At 70.9% G+C, this 22,648-nt stretch carries 16 protein-coding genes; 8 read left to right on the top strand and 8 right to left on the bottom strand.

The window, feature by feature from the left end; genetic code table 11:
* Nucleotides 1–6 precede the first annotated feature (6 nt).
* The 3 genes from ppc to AC1RTO_RS14655 form a co-directional block, all read right to left on the bottom strand.
* A complete protein-coding gene (gene ppc, locus AC1RTO_RS14665; RefSeq protein WP_493161528.1) occupies nt 7–2,703 on the bottom strand; it encodes a phosphoenolpyruvate carboxylase in 2,697 nt (898 codons plus the stop codon).
* Between the two features lie 106 nt (nt 2,704–2,809).
* On the bottom strand, nt 2,810–3,271 hold the full coding sequence (locus AC1RTO_RS14660; protein WP_493161527.1) for an EF-hand domain-containing protein: 462 nt from the start codon (nt 3,269–3,271) through the stop codon (nt 2,810–2,812).
* Nucleotides 3,272–3,287: 16 nt separating this feature from the next.
* Entirely contained in the window at nt 3,288–3,854 is a 567-nt protein-coding gene (locus AC1RTO_RS14655; protein ID WP_293872495.1) for an HNH endonuclease, read from the bottom strand.
* Between the two features lie 128 nt (nt 3,855–3,982).
* Between AC1RTO_RS14655 and gluQRS the strand changes: the two genes are divergently transcribed.
* From gluQRS to AC1RTO_RS14640, 3 genes are read left to right on the top strand one after another with little or no spacing between them, the layout of a single operon-like run.
* Nucleotides 3,983–4,855 (top strand): tRNA glutamyl-Q(34) synthetase GluQRS, encoded by an 873-nt coding sequence (gene gluQRS, locus AC1RTO_RS14650; RefSeq protein WP_493161526.1) that lies wholly within the window; start codon nt 3,983–3,985, stop codon nt 4,853–4,855.
* Nucleotides 4,856–4,864: 9 nt separating this feature from the next.
* Entirely contained in the window at nt 4,865–5,095 is a 231-nt protein-coding gene (locus AC1RTO_RS14645) for a twin transmembrane helix small protein (RefSeq protein ID WP_493161525.1), read from the top strand.
* Nucleotides 5,096–5,108: 13 nt separating this feature from the next.
* Nucleotides 5,109–5,657, top strand: a complete 549-nt coding sequence (locus AC1RTO_RS14640; RefSeq protein ID WP_493161524.1) for a cob(I)yrinic acid a,c-diamide adenosyltransferase — start codon at nt 5,109–5,111, stop codon at nt 5,655–5,657.
* 140 nt (nt 5,658–5,797) lie between these two features.
* On the opposite strand, the gene AC1RTO_RS14635 is transcribed toward AC1RTO_RS14640, so the two are convergent.
* Nucleotides 5,798–7,378, bottom strand: a complete 1,581-nt coding sequence (locus AC1RTO_RS14635; protein WP_493161523.1) for a lysine--tRNA ligase — start codon at nt 7,376–7,378, stop codon at nt 5,798–5,800.
* Nucleotides 7,379–7,433: 55 nt separating this feature from the next.
* Between AC1RTO_RS14635 and AC1RTO_RS14630 the strand changes: the two genes are divergently transcribed.
* From AC1RTO_RS14630 to AC1RTO_RS14615, 4 genes are all read left to right on the top strand, one after another.
* Nucleotides 7,434–8,000, top strand: a complete 567-nt coding sequence (locus AC1RTO_RS14630) for a Uma2 family endonuclease (RefSeq protein WP_493161522.1) — start codon at nt 7,434–7,436, stop codon at nt 7,998–8,000.
* A 202-nt stretch (nt 8,001–8,202) separates the two neighbouring features.
* The gene (locus AC1RTO_RS14625) at nt 8,203–10,935 is read left to right on the top strand and encodes an ATP-dependent DNA helicase (protein ID WP_493161521.1); all 2,733 of its coding nucleotides are present in this window, start codon (nt 8,203–8,205) and stop codon (nt 10,933–10,935) included.
* A complete protein-coding gene (locus AC1RTO_RS14620; RefSeq protein WP_493161520.1) occupies nt 10,932–11,471 on the top strand; it encodes a SixA phosphatase family protein in 540 nt (179 codons plus the stop codon). The genes AC1RTO_RS14625 and AC1RTO_RS14620 overlap by 4 nt, the downstream gene beginning before the upstream one ends.
* A 107-nt stretch (nt 11,472–11,578) precedes the next feature.
* Nucleotides 11,579–12,676 (top strand): AI-2E family transporter, encoded by a 1,098-nt coding sequence (locus AC1RTO_RS14615; protein ID WP_493161519.1) that lies wholly within the window; start codon nt 11,579–11,581, stop codon nt 12,674–12,676.
* Nucleotides 12,677–12,713: 37 nt separating this feature from the next.
* On the opposite strand, the gene AC1RTO_RS14610 is transcribed toward AC1RTO_RS14615, so the two are convergent.
* Both AC1RTO_RS14610 and AC1RTO_RS14605 read right to left on the bottom strand, forming a co-directional pair.
* The gene (locus AC1RTO_RS14610; RefSeq protein WP_493161518.1) at nt 12,714–13,235 is read right to left on the bottom strand and encodes a DUF177 domain-containing protein; all 522 of its coding nucleotides are present in this window, start codon (nt 13,233–13,235) and stop codon (nt 12,714–12,716) included.
* Nucleotides 13,232–13,786: a ubiquinol-cytochrome C chaperone family protein gene (locus AC1RTO_RS14605; RefSeq protein ID WP_493161517.1), complete on the bottom strand. Its 555-nt coding sequence runs from the start codon at nt 13,784–13,786 to the stop codon at nt 13,232–13,234. The genes AC1RTO_RS14610 and AC1RTO_RS14605 overlap by 4 nt, the downstream gene beginning before the upstream one ends.
* A 73-nt stretch (nt 13,787–13,859) precedes the next feature.
* On the opposite strand from AC1RTO_RS14605, the gene AC1RTO_RS14600 reads away from it, so the two are divergent.
* Entirely contained in the window at nt 13,860–14,348 is a 489-nt protein-coding gene (locus tag AC1RTO_RS14600) for an outer membrane protein assembly factor BamE (protein WP_293875843.1), read from the top strand.
* Nucleotides 14,349–14,538: 190 nt separating this feature from the next.
* Here AC1RTO_RS14600 and pbpC read toward each other — a convergent pair whose 3' ends face one another.
* Together pbpC and AC1RTO_RS14590 are read right to left on the bottom strand one after the other, a co-directional pair.
* The gene (gene pbpC / locus AC1RTO_RS14595) at nt 14,539–16,659 is read right to left on the bottom strand and encodes a penicillin-binding protein 1C (protein WP_493161516.1); all 2,121 of its coding nucleotides are present in this window, start codon (nt 16,657–16,659) and stop codon (nt 14,539–14,541) included.
* 240 nt (nt 16,660–16,899) lie between these two features.
* The gene (locus AC1RTO_RS14590; protein WP_493161515.1) at nt 16,900–22,629 is read right to left on the bottom strand and encodes an alpha-2-macroglobulin family protein; all 5,730 of its coding nucleotides are present in this window, start codon (nt 22,627–22,629) and stop codon (nt 16,900–16,902) included.
* Between the last annotated feature and the right edge of the window lie 19 nt (nt 22,630–22,648).

Genomic DNA, 22,648 nt, shown 5'->3' with positions numbered 1-22,648 from the left:
CCCCGATCACCCGCTGTTGCGCAGCGCGGTCGCGACGGCGTTGATCGACAGCAGGATGCCTTCGCCGATGCGGGGATCGTCCTCGCCGGCGCGGTGGCGCTTCATCAGCTCGATCTGGAGCAGGTTGAGCGGTTCGATATAGGGCAGGCGCAGGCGGATCGACGCGTCGAGCGCGGGATGCTTGTCGAGCAGGCGGGTCTGGCCGGTCACCTCCAGCAGCCCGTCATGCGTCTGGTGCCAGGCGTCGCGGATACGGGTGAAGATGGTGGTGCGCAGCCCCTCGTCCTCGACCAGTTCGGCATAATGGCCGGCGATGTCGATGTCCGACTTCGCCAGCACCATCTCCATATTGGCGAGGCTGGAGGCAAACAGCGGCCAGCCCTGCGCCATCTCCTTCAACAGGCCGCGGTCCTCGAACCCCGCCAGCGCCTGGCCGACGCCATACCAGCCCGGCAGCATCACCCGCGCCTGCGCCCAGCTGAACACCCAGGGGATCGCGCGCAGATCCTCGATCGCGTCGCTCTTCTTGCGGCTGGCCGGGCGGCTGCCGATCTTCAGCCCCGCGATCTCGCCGATCGGCGTCATCTGGCGGAAGAAGGTCCGGAACCCCTCGGTCCCGTAGACGAGGTCGCGATAGGCGTGGAACGCGGTGTCGGACAATGTGTCCATCGCGCCCGCGAACTGGTCGTTCTCCGCATTGGACAGGCGTTCCGGCTCGAGGCTGGCGAGCAGGGTGGCGGACGCGATCGCCTCCAGATTGGTCATCGCGCTGTCGCGGGTGCCGTATTTGGCGGCGATCACCTCGCCCTGTTCGGTGATGCGGATGCGGCCCTGCACGGTGCCGGCGGGCTGCGCGCGGATCGCGGCGAAGGCGCTGCCGCCGCCGCGCCCGACCGCGCCGCCGCGCCCGTGGAACAGCTGCATGCCGACGCCCGCCGCCTCGAACACCGGCTTCAGGGCGGTCGACGCCTTGGACAATTGCCAGGTCGAGGTGAGGTAGCCGCCGTCCTTGTTGCTGTCCGAATAGCCGATCATCACCTCCTGATGCCCGCGCTTCGCGGCGATCGCGGCGATCTCGGGCAGGCCGAACCAGGCGGTCATGATGCCGGGCGCGGCTTCCAGATCGCCGACCGTCTCGAAAAGGGGCACCGCCATGATCGCGGCGCTCGGCGCGTCGCCCGGCCGGTAGAGCCCGACCTCCTTCAGCAGCAGGTTGATCTCGAGCAGGTCGGACACCGACTGCGCCATCGAGACGATATAGTTGGTGATGCACGCCGGCCCGTATTTGGCATGCGCCTCTGCCGCGGCGAGGACGATCTTCAGCTCAGAATCGGTTTCGTCCGAATAGGTGGTGAAGCGGCTGGCAAGCGGGCGGGCATGGGCGAGTTCGCGGCGGAGCAGGGCGACGCGCGCGTCCTCGTCGAGCGCCAGATAATCCGCCTCGACCCCGGCGGTCCTGAACAATTCGGCGACGACGCGTTCGTGGACGGCGCTGTTCTGGCGCAGGTCGAGCGTCGCGAGGTGGAAGCCGAACGTCTCGACCGCGCGGATCAGCCGGCCGAGCGCGCCGCCGGTCCCCAGCGCACCGGCCCCGGAATCCTTCGGCGAGAGGCCATGCGCGATCGCGACGAGGTCGGCGCGGAACGCCTGCGGATCGGCATAGGGTTCGCCGGTCAGGTGACCGGGCCGCGGCGCCGCCTTGCCGGTCAGCGCCTGATGCGTCGCGGCGAGGCGCGCATAGATGCCCGACAGTGCACGCCGATACGGCTCGTCGCGGCGGCTTTCGGCGGTGTCGCCGCTCGCGTCCGCCAGCGCCTCGACCGCGGCATCGACGGGGACGTGCTGGGTCGAGATCGACAGCTCCGCGCCCAGCGCATGGACCGCGTCGAGGTAGAAGCCGAGCACCGCCTCGCAGGCGCGGCCCAGCGCGGTGCGCAGCGAATCGGCGGTCACGAAGGGATTGCCGTCGCGGTCGCCGCCGATCCAGCTGCCCGGCCTGACGAAGCTCGGCACGCGTTCGCCGAACGCGCGGTCCCAGCGCTGGTAGAGCGCGGGCAGCGCCGGCAGGAACACCTCGCGCATGTAGCTCAGCGCGGTTTCGACCTCGTCGGTGACGTAGAGGCGCTCGCGGCGCAGCACCCGCGTCTGCCACAGCAAGGCGATCTGGCGGGTGATCGCATCCTCGACGCGGTCGCCGTCGGGGGTTTCCTCGCGCCCGGCGTCCTTCAGCGTCATCAGCTGCGCGATGCGGTTGCGGTGGTCGATCATGCTCTTGCGCCGCACCTCGGTGGGGTGCGCGGTGAGCACCGGGACGATCAGCGCATGCGCGAGCAATTGCTGGATCGCGGCGCGGTCGATGCCCTCGTCGGCCAGCGTCGCGAGCGCGGCGGCGACGTCGGCGCCCTGTTCGGCGGCGATGCCCTGGCGATCCTCCGCGAGGTTGGCGAGCATCGAGAACAGCATGAAGCCGCGGACGAAATCGAGCGTCTCGTCGAGGCCGAGGTCCTGAAGGTGGCGGTGGATCGCGTCGCTGGTGTCGGTGCCGCGGTGCCGCTCGACCGAGGCGCGGCGGATCGCCTCGGTCGCCTCGAACAGGGCATCGCCGCCATAGGCGCGGATGACGTCGCCCAGTTTCGTACCGAGGAAGCGGACGTCAGGGTTGTTGGCGATCGGGGGAAGCGAAGCGGGGTCGACGGTAGCCATGCCCCTCATGCTGCGCTGCGGCAGGAGCGGGGTCAACCGGGGATGGGGTTTGCACGACAAAAGGGACGGTTGCGGCTGCGGCTGCGGCCGCCCTCTCCCCGATCGGTCAGCGCGACGGCGGCGCCACCGTCCCCTGGTTGCTCAGCGTATCGCCCAGGACCGGCGTGGTCGGCGCCGCCGCCGGCTGGCGCCCCGCCGCCCGGGCGGCGCGCCATTCGCTCTCCTCGTCCGAGGTCACCGTGCCGTCGTGGTTGAGGTCCATCTGGTCGAAGCGCTTGATCGTGCCCTCGCCCCATTCGATCAGGCTGATCTCGCCGTCCCCGTTGCGGTCGAGGTTCATCAGGCGACTGTTCTGACGGGGCAGTTCGGTCTTGTCCAACCGGTCGTCGCCGTTGCGGTCGAGCTCGCGGAACCGCCGCTCCATCGCGCTGGAGAAATCGACCCGGCTGGTCACCGCCGGCGGCACGAAGCCCGCCGCATTGGCGTCGGCCTGCGCCGCCTTCTCCTCGCGCGCGCTGCCGCAACCGGCCAGCGCCACCAGCGCGGCCACGATCATCAGATTGCGCAAAAACGGCCCCCTTCGGTCATGCTTCCAGTTCAACGTCCCAATAGAGCCAGTCGTGCCACGTGTCGTGGAGATAGTTGGGCGGGAAGGCGCGGCCATGTTCCTGCAGATGCCAGTTGGTCGGCCGGATCGGCTCGACGTACAGCGGCATATGCGCCTGTTTCGGCGTCCGCCCGCCCTTCCTGAGGTTGCACGGCGCGCAGGCGGTGACGACATTCTCCCACGTCGTCCGCCCCCCTTGCGCGCGCGGCACGACATGGTCGAACGTCAGGTCGCGCCCCACGCCGCAATATTGGCAGGAGAAGCGGTCGCGCAGGAACAGGTTGAAGCGGGTGAACGCCGGAAATGCCGAAGGACGGACATATTGCTTGAGCGCGATCACCGAGGGCAGCTTGATCTCCGCGGTCGGGCTGCGCACCGCGCGCTCGTAATGCGCGACGATGTCGACCCGGTCGAGGAACACCGCCTTGATCGCGGTCTGCCACGGCCAGACGCTGAGCGGATAATAGGACAAGGGCGTATAGTCCGCGTTGAGCACCAGCGCGGGGCAGCTGTCGGGGTGACGGATCAGATCGGGATGAAACACGGCTCCTCCCACGGATTACCCGCGGGCCATGTCGCCCACGAGAGTGACGCCAGTATGACAGCACGGGCGACCGATGTCGGTCAAGGGGGCTGCGCCCCGCACCGGCGGCGGCAGGGGTGGCGAGCGCGATGACCGTCATCACGCGCTTCGCGCCGAGCCCGACCGGGCGGCTGCACCTCGGCCACGCCTATGCGGCGATCCGCGCGCACGACCATGCCCGCGCCGCGGGCGGCACGTTCCTGCTCCGCATCGAGGATATCGACGGCACCCGCAGCCGCGAGGCGCATGTCGCGGACATCGTCGCCGATCTCGGCTGGCTGGGGCTGACGTGGGACGAGCCGGTCGTCCGCCAGTCGGCGCGGCTGGCGCTCTACGAGGCGGCGCTGGCGCGACTGCGCGACGCCGGCCTGCTCTATCCCTGTTTCTGCACGCGCGCCGATATCGCGGCGAGCGCCAGCGCGCCGCATCACGGGCCGGACGGGCCGGACGGACCGATCTATCCGGGCACCTGCCGGCATCTCGACCCCGCAAGCGCCGCGACGCGGATCGCGGCCGGCGCGCCGCATGCGTGGCGGCTGGCGATGACGGCGGCGGTGGGGCGCGCCGGCCCGCTGCACTGGACCGACCGCGAGGCGGGGCCGCAGCGCGCCGATCCGCAGGCGTTCGGCGACGTCGTGCTGGCGCGCAAGGATGCGCCGGCGAGCTATCACCTCGCGGTGACGGTCGACGATGCCGCACAGGGCGTCACCGACGTGGTGCGCGGCCGCGACCTGCTGCGCGCGACCGATATCCACCGGCTGCTGCAGGCGCTGCTCGGTCTGCCGACGCCGCGCTACCTGCACCATGCGCTGCTGACCGGCCCGGACGGCGCGCGGCTCGCCAAGCGCAACGGCGCTCCCGCGCTCGCCGATCTGCGCGCCGCGGGGGCGGACGGCCCCGCGCTCGCCGACGCCATGCGCGCCGGGCGGCTTCCCATTGGCTTTGCCGCGCAGCATCCCTAAGTAGAAGGCATGAACACCTTCCTCGTCATTCTGCTGATCGCGGCGATGCTGGCGACGGTGGTCGCGCTGGTCCGGGGCATCATCGCCTTCCTCCAGGAATCGCACGCACAGGTCCGGGGCGGCGAAGGCCCGTCGGCGGCGTCGCTCAAATCGAACAAGATGATGCAGCAGCGCATCTTCTTCCAGGCATTGGCGATCCTGATCGTGGTCGTCATCCTGTTCGCCGCCGGACGCACCTGATCCTGCTACCAAGGTGGTAAAGCTCAACCGCATCTACACGCGCACCGGCGATGCCGGGACGACCGGCCTCGTCGACGGATCGCGCGTGTCGAAGGCGGAACCGGTGATGATCGCGATCGGCGACGTCGACGAGGCGAACAGCGCGATCGGCGTCGCGCTGGCGACGCTCGGCTCCCGCGATCCGGCGGCGCGGCTGCTAGTGATCCAGAACGACCTGTTCGACCTTGGCGCCGATATCGCCACGCCCGCCGGCATCGACGGCGCGCTGCGCATCCTGCCCGAGCAGGTCGCACGGCTGGAGGCGGAGATCGACGCGATGAACGCCACGCTGTCGCCGCTGACGAGCTTCATCCTGCCGGGGGGCGATCCCGCCGCGGCGGCGCTGCACCTCGCCCGCGCGATCGTCCGCCGCGCGGAGCGGAGCGCGGTGGCGGCCGGCGGGCTCAACGCCCCCGCCCTCGCTTATCTCAACCGCCTGTCAGACTGGCTGTTCGTCGCCGCGCGCGCGGTGAATGCGGGCGCGGCGGGCGATGTCCTGTGGCGGCCGGGCGCCAGCCACTAGGGCCGATCGACATTCAGAAGATGACGTGCCGAAAACGGTGGTTTCACGTGACCCGGAGCGCAGCGTACTAACGGTACGTGAGCACCGGAAGCACGCGAAACCGCCGTTTGCATGCCGTCGGGGCTGAATGTCGATTGGCCCTAGGCGGCCTTCGCCAGCGCCTCGCCGATCAGCGTGCGGCTGTTCGCCACGCCGTACAGAGCGATGAAGCTCCCCATCCGCGGCCCCTGTTCGGACCCGAGCAGCGTCTCGTACAGCGCCTTGAACCAGTCGCGCAGGGTCTCGAACCCGCCGGTCTTGCCGATCTCGTAGACGATGTTCTGGATGTCCTCCGCACTTGCCCCCTCGGGCAGAGCGGCAAGGTCCGCGTCCAGCCGCCGCAAGGCCTCGACCTCGACACCCTCGGGCGCGCGGCGGTTCAGCGTCGGCGCGACGAAATCGCGGGCATAGGCGAGCGCATAGCCGATCAGACGGTCGAGTTCGGGATCGCGCTCCGGCGTCGCATCCGGCACGTAATTGCGCAGATAGCCCCAGACCTGCTCCTTGCTCGCCTCGCCCATCACGCCGACGAGGTTGAGCAGCAGCCCGAACGTCACCGGCAGCGTCGCCTCCGGCACCGTGCCGTCGTGGATATGGTGGACCGGATTGCCGAGCCGTTGCTTGACGTCCTGTCCCGCATAATTGCCGCGGAACTGCCAGTAATCGTCGACCGCGCGCGGAATGACGCCGAAATGCAGCGACTTGGCCTTCTTGGGCTCGCGATAGGCGAAGAAGGCGAGGCTCTCCTCCGGGCCATAGGTCAGCCACTGGTCGAGGCTGAGGCCGTTGCCCTTGGACTTGGAGATCTTCTCGCCCTTTTCGTCGAGGAACATCTCGTAGTTGAAGCCTTCGGGCGGACGGCCGCCGAGCACGCGCGCGATCTTCGAGCTTTGCGTCACCGAATCGATCAGGTCCTTGCCCGCCATCTCGTAATCGACGCCGAGCGCGACCCAGCGCATCGCCCAGTCGACCTTCCATTGCAGCTTGCTGAGCCCGCCCAGCGCCGACTGGACGATCCGCTCGCCGCTTTCGTCCGTGAAGGCGATCGTCCCGGCGTCGGCATCGACCACCTCGACCGGCACCTGCAGCACCACGCCCGTCACCGGGCTGACCGGCAGCACCGGCGAATAGGTCCCGCGCCGCTCCGCGCGCAGCGTCGGCAGCATCACGTCGAGGATGCCCTGATAGTGGCGCAGCACGCCCTTGATCGCATCGTCGAACCGGCCGCCCTCGTAATATTCGGTGGACGAAGCGAATTCATACTCGAACCCGAACCGGTCGAGGAATTGGCGCAGCATCGCATTGTTGTGCGCGGCGAAACTGTCGAACTTGCCGAACGGATCGGGGATGCGGGTCAGCGGCTTGCCGAGGTGTTCGCGCAGCATGTCGCCGTTGGGGACGTTGTCCGGCACCTTGCGCAGGCCGTCCATGTCGTCGCTGAACGCGATCAGCCGGGTCGGCTGGTCGGACAGCGCATGGAAGGCGTTGCGCACCATCGTCGTGCGCAGCACCTCGTTGAACGTGCCGATATGCGGCAGTCCCGAGGGGCCGTAGCCCGTTTCGAACAGGATCGGTTCGCCGCCGGGCTTGCCGTCGGGATAGCGCTTCAACAGCTTGCGCGCCTCCTCATAGGGCCAGGCCTTGGAGTCGAGGGCGGCGGAGCGCAGGTCGGTATCGGTCATAGCCCCGCGCATCTGCCGCTTCGCGCGCCGAAGCGCAAATGCTATAGGTTGCCCCATGAACATGCTGGCGCCCGAAGACCTGCGGCCGTTCAAGCTGCGTATCGAGGATTACGAACTGCTCGACGGGGCGGGCGCGTTCGCGATGCAGCGTGTCGAACTGATCGAGGGGGTCGTCGTCACCGTGAATTCGGAACATCTGCCGCACACCCGCCTGAAGAACGAACTGATGTTCCGGTTGCGGATCGCGCTGCGGGACCGGACGATGGCGTTCGACGCCTTCGTCGAGGCGAGCCTCGCACTGCCGCCGTACGACATGCCCGACGCCGACATCGTCGTGGCCGACAGCGGCGCGCGCGGCACCTATCTGGGCATGGCGGATGTCGCGATCGTCATCGAGGTGGCGGCATCGTCGCTGCGCGCCGATCTGGGCGTCAAGAAGCGCCTGTATGCGACGCACGGCATTCCCGAGTATTGGGTCGCCGACGTGACGGGCCGGCAGCTCCACCAATTCTGGGCGCCGCACGACGGCGACTATCGCGACACCCGGATCGTGCCGCTCGCCGGCCCGATCGCCAGCGTGACGCTGCCCGACCTCGTCATCGACGGCGCCGGCATCCTCTAGAACCGCGATCCCTTTACCTGCGCGATGGACGGCCGCGTCCATCTATCGAAGCCCATGGCGGCAGGCCCAGCCGATCGACACAGGCAGCGAAATGACCGGAGTCGACCGTTTCCGCTAGGGTGTTCCTGTCGTCCATGTCGCGCGCATGTGCCGCCGGACATCGCGCTGGCGTATCCGGTTCGTTCCGCGGTAAGGAGGCGGCGTGATCCCCTATCCCGCCATCCACGCCAGCCATGGCGGCATCTGGATCGCCACCGCGGAGGGGACGCGGCCGATCGGGCGGGGCGAGGCGATCCGCATCGCCGCCGATACGCCGGTGTTCCTGCTCAACGCGCCGCTGGTCGGGTTACGGCTGGGCTATCCCGAACTGTCCGGGCTCGACCTGCTCGAACTCTTCGCCTTCCTCTACCCGGCGCGCTTCGCGGTGCCGACGCCGGGCGGCCTTGCCCGCGCCGTTGACCTGTCGCCGCCGGACAAGGACGAGGATGTCGCCGCCTTCCTGCGCGAAGCCGCCGCCGCCTTGCTGGCGGTGCCGGCGGGCGACTGGCCCGAGCGCGAGGGGGCCTGGACCGCGGTGCAATCGCTCGGCCGGCTGCGCTGGCCATGGGCGCCCGCGATCGGGCCGTTGCTCGCCAAGCCGCAGGTCAACGAACGCTGGCTGTTCGCCCGGCTGCCCGAATGGGAGGAACAGGCACCGCGCCCCGCGCCGCTGACCGCGGTGATCCCGCCCGCCGATGCCGAGGCGCGGCTCGCCGAGCTGACCGGCCATGGCGCCGAGGAGCGGCTCGGCCAGCGCGCCTTTGCCGCCGCGGCGACGCATGCCTTCGCACCGCGGGCGATGCGCGATTCGCCCAATCTCGTGCTGGCGGAGGCGGGCACCGGCATCGGCAAGACGCTGGGCTATCTCGCCCCCGCCTCGCTCTGGGCGGAGCGCGCCGGCGGCGCGGTGTGGATCAGCACCTATACCAAGGCGCTGCAACGCCAGCTCTCCCGCGAGACCGAGCGCGTCTATCCGGACGCCGCGCTGCGCCGGCAGAAGGTGGTGACGCGCAAGGGCCGCGAGAACTACCTGTGCCTGCTCAACCTCGAGGATGCGTTGCAGGGCGGCTTCGCCGGCCGTGCCGCGATCCTCGCGCAGCTGGTCGCGCGCTGGGCGGCGTATAGCGCCGACGGCGACATGGTCGGCGGCGACCTGCCCGGCTGGCTCCCCACCTTGTTCCGCCGCAACGGCCCCGCCGCGCTCACCGACCGGCGCGGCGAATGCGTCTATGCCGGCTGCCCGCATTACCGGAAATGCTTCATCGAGCGCGCCGCCCGCGCGAGCGCCGAAGCGGACGTGGTGATCGCCAACCACGCCCTCGTCATGGTCAATGCCGCGCGCGGTCGCGAAACCACGACCCGCCCGACCCGCTACGTCTTCGACGAGGGCCATCACCTGTTCGAAGCTGCCGATTCGATGTTCGCCACCGCGCTGACCGGGCAGGAGACGATCGAGCTGCGCCGCTGGATTCTGGGTCCCGAAAGCGGCGGACGCGGCCGCCGTCGCGGTTTGCAGGCGCGGCTGTCGGACGTCGCCAGCTATGACGAACAGGGCGGCATCGCGATCCAGGACGCGGTCGAGGCGGCGCGCCACCTCGCCGCCGACGGCTGGCTGGGGCGAATCGCGGAGGGCGCGCCGTTCGGGCCGATCGAGCATCTGCTCGCCGCCGTCCGCGGCCTTACCTATGCGCGCGCCGAGCAGCCGGGCGATGCCGGCTATGGCCTCGAAACCGAACTCGCCGAACCGACGCCCGAGCTGATCGAGGCCGCCGCCCCCGCCGCCGCCGCGCTCGATGCGCTGGTGCGGCCGCTGGTGACGCTTGGCCGGCGGCTGGAGGCGGTGCTGGCCGAGGCGCCCGACTGGATGGACGCACCGGCGCGCGCGCGCGTCGAGGGCGCGATCGCCTCGATCGGCTGGCGCGCCGAGACGGTCGCGGCGTGGCTGTCGCTGCTCGCCCGCGTCGGCGGCCCGGTCGATCCCGCGCACGTCGACTGGCTCGCGGTCGATCGCGTCGAGGGCCGCGAATATGACATCGGCCTGCACCGCCACTGGCTCGATCCGACGAGGCCCTTCGCCGAAATCGTGCTCAAGCCCGCACATGGCGCGCTGGTCACCTCCGCGACGCTGACCGGCGGCGGCGCCGATGAATCCGAACGGTGGGAGACGGCGGAGGCGCGCGTCGGCGCGCCGCACCTCGCCCGCGCGCCGTCGCGGTTCGAGGCGAAGAGCCCGTTCGACTATCCCGCGCATGCCGAGGTGCTGATCGTCACCGACGTCAAGCGTGGCGACCTGCCCGCGCTCGCCAACGCCTATGCCCGGCTGATCCTCGCCGCGGGTGGCGGCACGCTGGGGCTGTTCACCGCGATCCGCCGGCTGCGCGGGGTGCATGGCCGCATCGCCGACCGGCTGGCGCGCGAGGGGCTGCCGCTCCACGCGCAGCATGTCGATCCGATCGATACCGGCACGCTGGTCGATATCTTCCGCGACGATCCCGCCGCCAGCCTGCTCGGCACCGACGCGCTGCGCGACGGCGTCGACGTTCCCGGATCGTCGCTGCGGCTGGTGGTGATGGAGGGCGTGCCCTGGCCCAAGCCGAGCGTGCTCCACGCCGCGCGGCGGCTGGCGGGCGGCGGATCCGCCTATGACGACCGGATCGTGCGGGCGCGGCTGGCGCAGGCGTTCGGGCGACTGATCCGCCGCGCGGACGATCGCGGCGCCTTCGTCATGCTGTCCGCGGCGATGCCGTCGCGGCTGCTCTCCGCCTTTCCGGCGGGGGTGGGGATCACGCGGGTGACGCTCGACGAGGCGGTGGCGCGGGTACAGGCACGGCTTTCCTTCTCCCGGACGATCGGGCAAGAGGCGCCTCTCGCGATCGATCACGGAGACGCCGGTTGAAGACGCTGACGCTGCTGCGCCACGCCAAGTCCGGCTGGGACGATCCGGTGACCCGCGATTTCGACCGTCCGCTCAACGCCAAGGGCAAGCGCGCCGCACAGGCGGTCGGCCGCCACCTGCGCGAGCTGGGGCTGGCATTCGACCATGTCGTCGCCTCTCCCGCGATCCGCGTCGGCGAGACGCTGGACGCGGTGACCGCCGGCTATGGCCGCAAGCTGGCGCCGGTCTGGGAACGCCGCATCTACCTCGCCTCCGCCGCGACCCTGCTCGACGTGGTGCACGAACTGCCCGCCGATGCGGAGCGCGTGCTGATGGTCGGCCACAATCCCGGGCTCGAGGATCTGGTGCTGATGCTGGTGCCGGAGGCGGCGGACGGCCTGCGCGTGCTGGTCGAGGAAAAATATCCGACCGCGACGCTGGCGGAGATGACGCTGGCGGGCGAGAGCTGGGATGCGGTGGCGACCGGCGCCGCGACGCTGACCCGCTACATCCGCCCGCGCGACCTCGACGCGACGCTGGGGCCGGACGAGGAGTGAGCGCGGCGTTTCCCTCGCCACGAGGGAAGCATGTCGGCTTCGGACCCGAAACGGCGCCAGTGTGTTCTGTCCTCTGACACGCGCATCGGCGCGCAGGGGGGAATGACGTGATCGACAGACGACGGCTCGAATCGGGCGGGCTTATCCTGTTCCTGGCGCTCATCACGTTGGGGCTGATGCTGGTCGTGTCGTCCTTCGCCGGCGCGCTGCTGTGGGCGGTGCTCGCGGCGATCCTGTTCCAGTCGCTGTTCCAGTGGCTGCTCAAGCGCTGGCCCGGCCGGCGCAACGCCGCCGCGGCGGCGACGTTGCTCATCATCCTCGTCGCGGTCATCATCCCGGCGCTGGCGATCGCGGGCATGGTCGTCGACCAGACCGCCGGCGTCTATGCCAAGGTGCAGACCGGCCAGATCGATTTCGCGACCTATTTCCAACAGGTCCACGACGGCCTGCCCGAATGGGTGCAGCGCCCGCTCGACCGGTCGGGACTGGGTAGCTTCGACCGGGCGCAGGCGCGGATCGCCGAAGGCTTCCGCAACAGCTTCCGTTCGATCGCCAGCCAGGCGCTGTCGATCGGCCGCAACGCCGCGGCGTTCCTGCTCGCGTTCGGCGTCGGCCTGTACGTCACCTATTTCCTGCTGCGCGACGGCGAGAAGCTGGCGCCCGCGCTACGCGACGCGCTGCCGCTGGACCGCGACGTCGCCGACCGGCTGCTCGGCAAGTTCGTCTCGGTCGTCCGCGCGACGATCAAGGGATCGGTGGTCGTCGCGCTCGTCCAGGGTGCGCTCGGCGCCATCACCTTCTGGATCGTCGGCGTCCCCGCGGCACTGCTCTGGGGCCTGCTGATGGCGCTGGTCGCGCTGCTGCCCGCGGTTGGGCCGGCGCTCGTCTGGGTGCCGGTCGCCGTCTATCTGCTCGCGACCGGCGCGGTGTGGCAGGGCGTGGTGGTCATCGTCTCGGGCGTCGCGGTGATCGGGCTCGCCGACAATATCCTGCGCCCGATCCTGGTCGGCCGCGACACCGGCATCCCCGACTGGCTGGTGCTGGTGACGACGTTGGGCGGGATCGAGGTCGCCGGCCTCAGCGGCATCGTCGTCGGTCCGCTGGTCGCGGCGCTGTTCATAGCCGGATGGCAGATCCTGACCGAGCAGCGCGAGGATCGGCGGATCGCCGACGCCGATTTGGGCGATGCGCGACGGGCGGGCTGACGCCTGTTTCTGCTAAAGCCCTATTTCTTCTCCAGCCCTATTTCTTCTCCAGCATCGCCTTCAACCCGTGCAGCGCGCCGAGCGGGCGGTGTTCGTCCTCGCTGACGACGCCCGCCGCGCGCAGCACCGCCTCCGCCTGCGGGCTGCGCGGGAAGGGATCGAGCGCCAGCGCCATCGTCTCCGCCGCCGCCTCGCCGAGGTCAACCGCGCCGCCCTCGATCTCGACCGTGTCGAGCGCGCCCGCGTCCAGCTCGATCTCCTCCTGCTCGTCGAGCGCCGCGACGAACAGCAGCGCGACCGGCTCGTCGATCGTCGCGTCGAGCGGCACGCCGGTGACCGAACAGGCCTGCACCACCGCGCCGGTCACCCGGCCGCGCACGGCGATGCCGGCGGCCTCCTTGCGCACGGCCAGCACCGCCTCCAGCCGTTCGACCGAGAGCACGCCGAACCGCCCGGCGAGCGCCGCACGCTCGGCGTCGGTCGCGGCGATCCGCACCTCGCGCTCACCCGCGCCGATCGCGTCGAGCCGTTCAGGGCGGCTGAATTCGGGTGGGGTCATGGCAGGTCTCCCGCAGTGAGCCGGTCGAGCGGCATCGCGTCCAAGTCGGTGCGCAGCGTTGCGAGTGCCGCCGCGACATGGGCGCTCGCCGCGGGCGCAGGCGCGTCGCCGCGGTAGAGGTTGCGGACCAGCGCCGGCGTCAGGTCGCCCGCCGCCAGCCCGTCGCGATAGGCGCCCAGCCGCCCGCCGAGCATGCTCATCATCTTGCCGATATGCTTGCCGACGACGATGTCGCCCATCCCCATCTGGCGCAGCTGCCCGTCCATGTCGTCGACGAAGCGCTCGGTCAGATGCGCCGACAGCGCCGCCGCCTCGGGCTGCGTCTCCAGCCGCAGCAGCACCATCGCCAGCACTGCGGCGATCATGTCGAAGCGGCCGTCGACCGTGTCCGGCACCGCGCCCGCGACGTACCAATGCTCCGCGCGGCCGCGCGTCACCACCGCATTATAGAGCGGCAGCGCCTCGTCGCGCCTCTCGCCGAACAACCGTCCCCACCAACCCACGTCGCGTCCTCGTCCTGTGCGCGGCGACAGCCGGCGCTTGATGCTCATCCGTTCCTCGCATATCGAGGCGATCGGCGGGCGATGCAATCGACCATGCGCGCCGATGCCGCTGGAGATAGTGATGAGCGTATCCTTTGCCCGTGCCGGCCTGCTGTTCGGCCTCGGGCTGACCATCGCGAGTGGCGCCTGCGCGCCGCTGCGCTCGCACCAGGGCTATATCATCGACGCCGATCTGGTGAATTCGGTGCAGCCGGGCGTCGACAACCGCCAGTCGGTGGCGCAGGTGCTGGGCCGGCCGACGATCGCCAGCCAGTTCGGTGCGGAGGACTGGTATTATGTCGCGCGCGACAGCCGCAACCTCAATTTCCAGAAGCCCAAGCCCAAGGACCAGATCACGCTGAAGATCAGCTTCGATCCCAACGGCACGGTGAAGTCGGTGACGCGCACCGGCGTCGAGCAGATCGCCAAGGTCGACACCTATGGCAAGACCACGCCGACGCTGGGCAAGAAGCGCGGCTTCTTCGAGGATCTGTTCGGCAATATCGGCACCGTCGGCGCGGCGGGTGCGGGTGGTCCGGGCGGCGGCGGCGGTGGTCGCGACACGCCGTAAGAGGGTTTCCGCTAAGCGAAGGCTGCTCCCCGGCGCGGTTGGCCGCGCCGCATGCTACGCATCGACGCGGCCGTGCCGTGCTTGGACCGGCACTGATCCCGAAAGGGGAAGGGATCAGTGACGGCAAACGCGCCGCCGCAGGAATGGTTCTGGTCGTCGCACCTATTTTCGCGCGACGACGACGGACGCGTCAGCGAACGGTGAACATCACCTGGTCCACCACACGCCCGGCGAGGTCGACCAGCCGCAGCCGGTGCACGCCGGGCCCGGGCAGGATCAGCGGCGCATGGTCCGCCGGCCCGAGGTCGCGGGCGTCGAGCAGGACGCGATGCGCCGCCGCCGCGCCGCTGACGCCGATGCCGAGCCGCTGGCGATCGATCGGGATATCCGGGTCGAGCGCATAGACGCTGCCCGCGACCGGCGTGGTGAAGCGTGGGCGCCGCGCGGCGGCGGGCGCGGCGGCGATCAGCGTCTGCGCGGTGCCGCGCAGGAACCAGTCGCGACGCGGCTCTTCGGTGCCGTCGGCGAAGGCGATGCGGACGGCCTCGACGTCCGCCGGCGGCGCGGGCTCGCGGCTGGGGCTGCGGGCGTGGAGCGCCATCATGATGTCGCGCCACACCGGCGCCGCGCCACTGGTGCCCGACACCGCGCGCATCGGGTCGCCCTCCGCATTGCCGACCCAGACCGCGACGGTGAAGCGGTCGGAATAGCCGACGCACCAATTGTCGCGCATCGCCTTCGACGTCCCCGTCTTCACCGCCGCCCAGAACGGCAGGCGCAACGCCGAATCGAGGCCGAAGGTGGCGGCGCGGGCGTTGGGATCGGCGATCATGTCACTGACGATCCATGCCGCCGCGGGCGAGACGATCGCGCGGGACGGCGCGGCGGGCTGGTCCCGCGTCAGCCGCAACGGGCTCCACCGGCCGCCCTGCGCGAGCGCGCGATAGGCGGCGGCCTGTTCGAGCAGCGTCACCTCCGCCGACCCCAATGCGAGCGAGAAACCATAATAGGCGCCGTCCTCGACCAGCCCGCGATAGCCGAGGTCCCACAGCCGGTCGCGGAACGGTTCGACCCCGACCAGCAGCAGCGTGCGCACCGCCGGCACGTTGAGCGATCCGGCGAGCGCAGTGCGCGCCGATACCGGCCCCTTGAAGCCGCGATCGTAATTCTGGGGGACGTAGAGGCCCGAGGCGGTGTCGAGCTGCACCGGCGAATCATCTAGGATCGAGGCGGGGGTGAGGTAACGGCGCTCGATCGCCTGCGCGTAGAGGAAGGGCTTGAGCGTCGAGCCCGCCTGGCGGTAGCTCGCGGCATTATCCACCGCGGGCGCGGTGGAGGCGCCGCCGATACCGCCGACATAGGCGAGCACGTCGCCGCTGGCATTGTCGACGACGACCGCGGCGCCGTCGCGTGCGCGCGTGCCACCGAGGCCGAGCAGCTGGCGGCGCAGCGCCGCGGCGGCGAGCCGTTGCAGCCCGGCGTCGAGCGTGGTGGTGACGCGCAGCCCCGCTTTGGTCAGCAGCCGGTCGGACAGGTGCGGCGCGAGCCCGGGATCGAGCGCGAGGCTGCGCGCGGGGCCGAGCATCGCCGCGACGGCGGCGGGAAAGCGCGCGCAATCCCCTCGGCCGGCGAGGGCGCAGGCGCGGCGGGCGAGCGTCGCGGCGTCGGCGCGCGGATCGGGCAGCAGCGCGGCGAGCAGCAGCGCATCGTCGCGCGACAGGCTGGCCGGCGTCTTGCCGAACAGGCCGAGCGCAGCGGCGCCGATCCCCTGCGCCTCGCCCCGATAGCCGGCGAGGTTGAGATATGCTTCGAGTATCTGGTCCTTGCTCCACCGCTGCTCGAGCGCGCGGCCGGCACGGATCTGGCGCACCTTGTCGAACCAGCCGCGCGCGCCGGGGCGGGCGAGGCCGGGGGACAGGAAGGCGGCGAGCTGCATCGACAGCGTCGACGCGCCGCGCGGACGATGGCGCGCGATCCGGTCGCGCGCGGCGCCACCGAGCGCGAGCCAGTCGACGCCGGCATGGTCGGGAAAGCGATGGTCCTCCGCGGCGACGATCGTGTCGCGCGCGGCGGGAGTGATCGCGGCGAGCGGCGTCCAGGCGAGCCGGCGCACGGCGAAGTCGACACGGGCGCTGTCGATCAGCGTGCCGTGGCGGTCGTACAGCCACGCTTCGGACGGATGCCACCGGCTGCGGACGGCGGCATAGTCGGGCAAGGGCGGCGGCCGGGTGACGTAATCGAGCGCACCGCTCGCTACCGCGACGACGCCGACAAGCGCAAGGGCGCGGCGGGGGGTGAAGCGAAACGCCACGTCAACGATTCGGGGCGGCACACTCGCGGCACCGCCACACCGCCCGCCCTGAACATATCGTCATCCCGGACGTGTTCCGGGTGCCACGCCGCACCGAGGCACGCCGCCGTCGATGCGCATCGCTCCTCCCGCCCGACAGCAGGCTCCGGAACAAGCCCCGGGTAATGGGGAGATCCTGCCCGGCGGCACACCGCCGCATCAGGCGCCGCCGTCCGTCATCGCGCGAGGACGCCGCCCCCCTCACCGCTGCGCCACCACCATCGGCGCGTTCGGCACCTGCGCGCGGATCGCCGGCGTATACATCGCCTCGACCCGCGTCGGCGGCAGGCCGAACCGGCCCGCGCCGTTCAGCCGCACCGCATAGCTCACCGTGAATCGCCCGCGCGGCACCCAGGCGAAATAGCCGCGCCAGCCGTCGTTGCCGCGCTCGACATAGGAGGGCTGGACGCCTTCATTCGCACCGCCCTCGCCCAGCATCTGCGACTGGTTGGCGAGGTCGCCGATGATCGTCGCGCCCGCCGGGATCGGATCGTTGACCACCACCCAGTTGCGCTCCGCGGTGGCATCGACGGTGATCGTCACGCGCAGCACGTCGCCGCGGGTGAGCTGCCCGGCCTTGCGCACCTGCACGGGGGTGACGCTGCGCGTCGCGCGATAGCCGGCGAACAGCGGCGCCTTGAGCGGCACCGCAGCGCGAACCGACACCATCGCCCACGGGCCGCTGCCGCCGCTCTGGCGGAGCAGCAGCGGCGTCGCCGTGGCAGGCAGCGGCAGGCTGACCGACCGTGCCTCGGCGGCGAGCGGCCAGGCCCGCGACACGCTGGTCGCGCCCAGTTGCACGATGGTCGTGCCGGCGATCGCCTGCGCCGGATGGAGGCCGGCGAACCTGCGCACCGCGACCGCGCCCCAGGCGTTGGCGGTGGTCGTGTCCCAATGGCCGCGCGACTGGCGCAGCGCGACGCCGACCATCATCCTCGCCGCCTCGTCCTGCCAGCCGGGACGGCCGAGCGTCACCAGCAGCGCCTTGATCGACGCCTCGTCACCCGACGACATCAGCCACCACGACTGGTTCGCCGCATCCGACAGGTCGAGCCGCGTGCCCTCATAGACCAGCCGGCTGCGCAGCACGCCCTCCGCCTGTCCCTTCAGCGCAGCAGCGTTGGCGAGGGGGACGCGGTCAAGCGCAGCGATGTAATCGCTCAGCAGCGCGGTCGGCATGTCCTGCGCCGCCAGCCCGACCTGCCCGAGCATCGCCGGTGTCGCCTCGCCGGCGCGGGCGAGCGCGGCGAAGGCGACCAGCCGCTGCTGGCGGGGATCGCCGTAGGTTTCGTGGCGGACGCGGCCGTAGAGCACCGCCTTCAGCCCCTCCACCATCCGCGCACGCGGCGCGGGCGGCAACGGCAACCCGGCCTCGCTGGTCAGCGACAGGACATAGGCGGTGAGCGCCTCCGACCCCTCCAGCGATTCGCTCGGCCAGTAGCGCAGCAGGCCGTCGGGCGCCTGATAGGTCGGGATCGCCCCGGCCAGCGCCGCCCAGCGCGCCGTATCGCCGAGCGCGACGACCCGGCTCAACTGCTGTTCGAAGCAATTGTACGGATAGTCGCTCATGTAACGCCGTACGCCGGCGAGCGGCGGCGCGAGCGTGTCGGTGAGCTGCACGTCGACCGATCCGCGTACCGCCAGCGCCCCGACGGGCGGGGCGATCGGCAGGTTGGTGTCGCCGACGCGGGTCAGCGCCGCCGCCCATGTCTCGACCGGCACCGCCGGCACCACGTCCTGACTGACCGTCAGGCGATCGGTCGCCTTGCCGTCCCGGCTGCGCGCGGTGACCTGCCAGCGGAGCGTGCCGCTCGCCTGCGGTGCGGTGAGGTTCCACGCGACCGGCGCGGCGCCGCCCGCCGGGATCGTCACGGTCAGCGGCTTGCCCTGGGCGATGCGGGGGAAGACCGCGACCTCGGCGGTGACGGTCATCGGCCGATCGCTGCCGTTGCGCAGCGTGAAGCCCGCCGCATACCAATCGCCGCTGCGCACCAGCGGCGGCAGGCCGGCATAGAGCGACAGGTCCTGCGCGGTGCGGATCGCGGTGCTGCCGGTGCCGAACAGGCCATCGCCATCGGTGGCGATCGCGACCAGTTTGAACGACGACAGCGCGTCGGACAGGGGCACGGACAGGCGCGCGCGGCCCTGCGCGTCGAGCGCGACGCGGCCCTTCCACAACAGCACCGGCTGGAAATTCTCGCGGTTGAGCGCCGCCGCGGCATCGCCGCCGCCACCGCCGGCCTCTACCGCCTTGCGGCCGTAATGGCGCTTGCCGACCACCTGCATCTGCGCGGTCGCGGTCAGCACCGACAGCGGCCGGTCGCCCATCATCGCAGTCAGCACGTCCCAGCTGGCGTTGGGCGCGAGCTGCAACAGTGCCTCGTCCACCGCGGCGAAGGCGACGTCGGCACTGGCGGCGGGGCTGCCGTCGGGGCGGCGGACCTGCAATGCGACATTGGCGGTGCCGCGCGGGCTGAACCGTTCGCGGTCCGCCTTCACCGTCACGCCGAGCGTGTGTCCCTCCCAGCCGACCTTCACCCGGGCGATGCCGAGGCGATAGGCGGGCTTGGACAGGTCGACCAGCACGGTGGGTTCGGGCGCAGGCTCGGCCTTCACCAGCCCCAGGCTCTGGCCGATCCCGCGCAGCCAGCTGGTCCAGCCGCTCTCGATCCGCCCACGCACGACCATCACCGAGACATAGACGTCGGGCGCATAGCTGCCCGGCATCGGCACCTCGACGACGGGATTGGTGCCGGAGAGTTGGGTGACGAAGCTCGACAGCACGCCCTCGCGCTCCACCGTCACCAGCGCGGTGGCGGACCGGAACGGCATGCGCACCTGAAAGCGCGCGGTCTCGCCCGCCTTGTACGCGTTACGCTCCGGCACGACGTCCATCCGGTCGCCGTTGTCGCCGCCGAACCACCAGGCGTTGTCGCCCGCCAGCCACACCGATCGCACCGCCCGCGCGACATGGCCGTCCGCATCCGCGCTGGTCGCGACGACATAGACCTCGCCCGAGACGCCGGGATCGACCGCGCATTGCGCCAGCCCCTGCGCGTCGGTGGTCGCGGTGCAGGTGGCACCGAGCTTCGTCGTGCGCATCTGGTTGTCATAGGCGTAGAAGCCGCCGATCAGCCGCCGCCGGGCGGTGAGGATCTGGCGGCTGTAGAGCGCCACGCTGATCGTCTGGTTCCTGATCGGCTTGCCGTCGGTGTCGAGCGCGACGAAGCGCAGGCGCAAATCGTCCTGCTTCATCAGCCAGCCGTCGGTCCTGACGCCCAGCTGCACCGCGGAGGCGAAGATCGGCACGTTGCGGCTGGCGGTCAGCACCTCGCCGTTGGCGTCCTGATAATCCATCTCGACGCGCATGTCGGCAAGGCCGTCGAGCGCGGGCACGTCGACGCTCGTCCGCGCCGTACCGCCCGCGCCCAGCGTCACCGGTAGCGTCTGGGTCGGCGGCAGCGGCGTCTGCTGATCGTCGCCATCGCCGTTCATCGGCCTGACGCCCTCCTCCACCTTCGCTCCCCCGAAGGTATAGCCGTCATAGCCCTCGGGCGTGGCGGCATGCGCGAACCAGCCGACGCGGACGTCGACCGGCAGGCCGCCTGCACCGCCGCCGGACAGATAGCCGACATAGAGGTCGAGCGGCAGCGACTTCGGCCGTACCGCCGCCGCCTTCGGCCCGGTGACGCTCGCGCGCATCGTCGGCAGTTTGTATTCGTCGACCTTGAACGACTGGTCGGTGTAGGTGACGTCCTCCCCCCGCACGATGCGCAGGTCGTAATCGCCCATCGGCGCCCCCTGCGGCGCGGTCCATGTCGTCTCTCCGATCCCGCGCGCGTCGATGCTGAGCGGCAGGTCGAATTGCGTGTCCGACCCGCGGTGCGCAAGCCGCAGCGTGCCGGTGAAGCCGGCGGGGATCGCGAAGCCGCTGCCGTTGGGACGGCGAACGATATGCTTCATGTGGATCGTTTCGCCCTGCCGGACGAGCGCGCGGTCGAAGACGGTGTGGAACGTCTCGGCCGGGGCGGAATAGCCATAGGGCAGCTCGAAGTCATAGGGCCGGATGCCGTCGCCCCAGCTGGTCAGCGCGAAGCTGAAATCGTCGCCGCTGCGCGCCGAGATCATCAGCGGATGCGCGGTCGATCCATCCTGGCAGCCGCCATAGGTTTCCGGTTCGGGCAGGCCCGCGGGGATCATCAGCCCGCCGCTGCGATCGGTCGCGCCGCGCGCGAGCAGCCGGCCCGTGCAGCTGTCGCTGATCTGCACGGCGGCATTGGCGACCGGCTTGCCGGAGCCGAGCGAGGTCACCCAGGCGAGGCTGCGTTCGCGGCCCCATTTGAAATGCACCGCCATGTCGGTGACCAGCGCCGCGGTCGCGACATAGCGTGGTGCGTTGCGGCCCAGCAGCGCGCGCCCCAGCGCGGGGCTGGCGAGTTCGACGACGTAGAAGCCGGGCTTGCCCAAGGGGATGCCGACGACCTCGAAATCGCGACCCTTGCCGGGCAGGCCGATCGTCATGCCGGCGCCCTGATTGCCGAGGATCGAACGGTCGCCGGTGTGGTTGATCCGGCGGATCACCTCGTCGCCGCGCCTGACCTCCTCGACGTCGGCATCGTCGGCGGCATCGACGGTGCGCAGCCATTCGGCGACCGCCGCGTCGCTGTCGCCGACCTTGAGCGTCCGCCCGCCGATCGGCAGGCTCTTGCCTTGCAACGCGGGTTCGACGTTGCGCACGGTGACCGGCAGCACCCCGCCCTGCGTCGCTTCGAGGATGCCGAAGCCGGCGGCGAACTTCACCAGCGGGGGCGCGGCGTCGAAGCGCACATCGAGCGGGAAGCGTTCGGCGTTGGACAAGGCCCGGCCGCTCTCGTCCTTCAGGCCGGCGGGCAGGGTCAGCCTGGCCGTGGTTTCGTAGGGCAATGGCGCCTTGAAGGTGACGTCGGCGATCGTCGCCTTCTTGCGGTCGTCGTCGTCGAAGGTCGGCGCGATCTGCCTGCCGTCCGCCAGCGTCAGGCGGATCGCGGCGGCCTGGCTCATCGGCACCGGCGCGGTGAAGCGGACATAGGCCGGCTGGACCGGGCTGCACCCCGCCTGCGGGTTGGTGCGGCTGCATTCGAACCGCGCCGCGAACGGCTTGCGCACGGTATAGTCGAAACGCTGGTCGCTGCCGGCGAGGCGGCCGGAGGCCGACGCGATGCCCTGCGGCCAGACCAGCGCAATGTCGCGGCCGGGCGGCAGCGCGCGGCGGCATTTCAGCGCGGTGACGCCGGCGTAGAGCGCCTGCCGCTCGGCGGGTTTCTCGGGAATCGCCTCGGGCAGGCCGGCGCTGTCAAGGAAGCTGCGCACCGACCAGGTCCGCGTCCCCATCCCGCCGATCAGCCTGCCGGGCAGGTCCGCGGGCAGGACGTCGACCGGGATCTTCTCGCCGATGCCGTCGACCGCGCAATAGGCGTTGGCGGCGACCGAGGCGCGGGTCGGTGGCAGCGTCGCGGCGACGAGGAAGACCTGATCCTCCTCGATCTCGTCGCCGTCGCCCGACGGCAGCACCGCCCGCGCCGAGGGGCCGCCGGCATCGACGGTGTAGCGGGTGCGGCCGTTCAGCGCATAGCCGGCGACGCTCTTCAGCCCCTTGGCCGCGTCGAAACTGCACGTCGTATCGCCCGACAGCGGCGCGGCGAAGTCGAAGACCCAGGTCTGCTGATCGACCCAGCGCCCGGTGCCGGCGCAGGCGGTGGTGAAGGGCGCGGGGCTGCGCGGGTCGCCGAGCGGCACCATCGGCTGGTTGAAGCGGATCGTATAACGCTCGACCGCACCCGCCGCGCCGCCGACCCCGGGCTGCGCGAGCACGACCTGCGGGCTGTTGTCGCCGAACGCCGCCACCGGCGCGAGGGCCAAGGCCAGTACCGCCCACCGCATCGCCCCACGCATCCGCCGTCTCCCCGTAACG

Source organism: Sphingomonas sp. GW821-FHT10F09 (assembly GCF_058809195.1).
The sequence above is the reverse complement of the archived record's forward strand: the minus strand, read 5'-3'. Positions and strand labels throughout refer to the sequence as shown.